The 2,790-nt window shown below is 64.7% G+C and carries 3 protein-coding genes and 1 pseudogene; 1 reads left to right on the top strand and 3 read right to left on the bottom strand.

The window, feature by feature from the left end:
• Nucleotides 1-7 precede the first annotated feature (7 nt).
• A pseudogene (locus XI08_RS10140) lies at nucleotides 8-154 on the top strand (transposase); the annotation flags it as partial.
• 111 nt (nucleotides 155-265) lie between these two features.
• Here XI08_RS10140 and XI08_RS10135 read toward each other — a convergent pair.
• From XI08_RS10135 to tnpA, 3 genes are all read right to left on the bottom strand, one after another.
• Nucleotides 266-1,870 carry an IS66-like element ISBj7 family transposase gene (locus XI08_RS10135; RefSeq protein WP_271574306.1) on the bottom strand — a complete coding sequence of 535 codons (1,605 nt, stop codon included), beginning with the start codon at nucleotides 1,868-1,870 and terminating at the stop codon, nucleotides 266-268.
• Between the two features lie 72 nt (nucleotides 1,871-1,942).
• Nucleotides 1,943-2,296: an IS66 family insertion sequence element accessory protein TnpB gene (tnpB, locus tag XI08_RS10130; protein ID WP_011084591.1), complete on the bottom strand. Its 354-nt coding sequence runs from the start codon at nucleotides 2,294-2,296 to the stop codon at nucleotides 1,943-1,945.
• Nucleotides 2,293-2,664 carry an IS66-like element accessory protein TnpA gene (gene tnpA / locus XI08_RS10125; protein WP_442869790.1) on the bottom strand — a complete coding sequence of 124 codons (372 nt, stop codon included), beginning with the start codon at nucleotides 2,662-2,664 and terminating at the stop codon, nucleotides 2,293-2,295. Before tnpA ends, tnpB begins: the two co-directional genes overlap by 4 nt.
• Nucleotides 2,665-2,790: the final 126 nt, after the last annotated feature.

Below are 2,790 nucleotides of genomic sequence, written 5' to 3'. Positions count from 1 at the left end.
TGCATATATGATCGAGCGTGTTGTCGACGCATCGGAGCTACGGGTTCGGCGGCGGTGGAGCGGCGAGGTCAAGGGACGGATCGTCGCGGAATCCTTTGTTCCCGGCGCGATCGTCTCGGACATCGCGCGGCGCCACGGTCTATCGCCGCAGCATTTGTCGACCTGGCGCAAGGCCGTGCGCGACGGGTTGTTGACGTTGTCGGAACACACGGAGCCGGCGGCGACGAGGCCGGCTGGAGCGGTCGCGATCCAGGAAGCGAGTTCATCAAGCGGCGAGGCTTTTAGCTTGCTCGGCGCTCCACGCCCAGGGCATGAGTTCGTCCAGACGCGAGGCCGGCCAGAGGTTGACGAGTCTGGTGAGGACATCGGTCAGATAGGCCTGCGGCTCCACGCCGCAGAGCTTGCAGGTCTCAATCAGCGAAGCGATGCAGGCCCAGTTCTCCGCGCCCTCATCATGCCCCGCGAACAGTGCGTTCTTGCGGTTGAGGATAAGAGGACGGATGCTTCGCTCGACAATATTTGTGTCGAGCTCGATGCGGCCGTCGTCAAGGAAGCGCATCAGGCCAACCCAGTGGTTCAAGGCGTAACGGATGTGCTCGGCGATTGTCGCTTTGCCCGAGACGCGGGTGAGTTGCTGCTCGAACCAGGCCTTGAGCGCCAGCACCAGCGGCTTGCTGCGCTCCTGGCGGATGGCACGACGCTCATCGGCGCTGCGGCCCCTGATCGTCTTCTCGATCGCATAGAGAGCGGCAATACGCTCGAGCGCTTCGCTCGCTATCGGAGCAGGACCGTCCTGGACAACGTCGAAGAAGCGCCGCCGCAGATGAGCCCAGCAGAAGGCGAGCGTGATCGCCGCGTCAGGCGCGGTGTCGGCAATGGTCTTGTAGACGGTGTAGCCGTCGCATTGCACGATGCCGCGATAACCGTCGAGCAGCTTGAGCGCGTGGACGGCGCCGCGACCAGGCGCATAAGTGTAGGCCACTGCCGGCGGATCGGCCCCGCCCCACGGCCGATCGTCGCGCGCGATCGCCCAGAAGAAGCCTTTCTTGGTGCGGCCGCGGCCGGGATCGAGCACAGGCGCTGTGGTCTCGTCCACCGCGATCTTGTTCGCGGTCAAAATGATCTCGCGCAGCCTGAGCCAGAGCGGACGAAGCTCTGCGCCTGCATAGCCCACCCAGAACGCCAAAACCGAGCGCTTGATGTCGATACCCTGCGCCAGCAGCATCTGAGCCTGCCGATACAGCGGCAGGTGCCAGGCATATTTGGCGACCAGAACATGGGCGACCATCGCCTCGGTCGGCAAGCCGCCCTTGATCAGCCGCTCTGGTGCCGGCGCCTGAACCACGCCATCCGTGCAGGCCCGACAGGCATATTTGGGACGATGGGTGACGATCACGCGGAACTGTGCCGGGACGACGTCGAGCCGCCGTGAGGTCTCCTCACCGATCACATGCAGAGGCGTGCGGCAGCACGGACAGTTGGTATCCTCCGGGGCAATCGTGACGTCGATATGCGGCAGATGGGCCGGAAGTGCACCACGGCTGGCGCGGCGCCGTTCAGCACGCTGGCGTGCGCCTGCCGTGTCCTTCCTGTCCTGGACCGCTTCATCGCCGGCAATGGCCTGCTCGATGTCCTCGATCGCCAGCTGCAACTGCTCAGGGTCGAGCTTCTCCGAGCGGCGACCGAACTGCGCGCGTTGCAGCTGGCGCAAGAGATGCTGAAGGCGATCCATTTGCGACAGCGCCTGATCGCGTTCGACGATCGCCGCGTCGCACTTTGCGATCGCCGCGTCGCGCTCCGCGCGTGCCGCCGCAACCAGCGCCTGCAGCGCCTCGATATCGGTCGGAAGTTGATCCGTGGTCTCGCTCACGCCCGGTACTCAAGCTGATTCGCGGGCCCTTGTGGAAGACTGCAGCCGACATGATTCAATTGGTCACAGGGTTCACGACGTTGCGCTCGGCTGACCAATGTCGCGGGCATGCAGGCGCGACCAATCCAGGCCGTCCATCAGCGCGGCGAGCTGTGAGGCAGACAGACGCATCACGCCATCGCTGATCGGCGGCCAGCGGAACGCGCTATGCTCCAGCCGCTTCCACAGCAGCACGAGCCCGGACCCGTCCCAGGCAAAAATCTTCAAACGGTCCGCTCGCTTTGAACGGAAGACGAAAATCGTTCCCGCGAACGGATCATGGTGGAGTTGCTCGCGCACCAGCGCGGCGAGACCATCGGCACCTTTACGAAAGTCGACCGGCCGCGTCGCGACCATGATCTTCACGCCCGCCGAAGCCGCGATCATGTCGTCGCCCTCACGGCCCGCAGCACATCGCGCAGCCAGGCCGGATCGACCCCCGCCGCTGCGCGAACTACCGCATCACCAATCTCGATGCTGATCGTTATCCCGTTCCGCGTTGCCGCTTCCACGCACATCCCAGCGGGGCGAAGCTCCGACACCACCGGAACGAAGAGCGGTGCATCCTCCGCCGGCAAGCTCAGCAGACCGGCACGCGCGGCCTTGCGCCAAGCAAACAGGTGTTGCGGTGAGAGGTCGTGCCGGCGCGCCACCTCGGACACAACTGTGCCCGGCGCATATAACTCCGCCACGATCCGCCCCTTGACCGCGGCGCTCCACCGCCGCCGACGCCCCGCTCCGACCTGGATATCCACCCGGCCCCGTGGCTCTGAAGCGTCAACTATAGGGTCAACCATATATGCGAACCTTACTGTATATGACGGCTCGCATGTTGCCGATCAGCTCACGCCGAACAAGGTGCGGGAGACACACCGCTTACG

Origin of the sequence: Bradyrhizobium sp. CCBAU 11361 (genome assembly GCF_028128935.1) — a bacterium.
Lineage (GTDB): Bacteria > Pseudomonadota > Alphaproteobacteria > Rhizobiales > Xanthobacteraceae > Bradyrhizobium > Bradyrhizobium niftali.
Note: the sequence above shows the minus strand (reverse complement) of the source record. Positions and strands in the feature narration are given on the sequence as shown.

What these genes read in the sequence shown, in the direction of transcription:
- tnpB (WP_011084591.1), bottom strand. Translation starts at nt 2,296, where the DNA reads ATGATCGCGGCTTCGGCGGGCGTGAAGATCATGGTCGCGACGCGGCCG.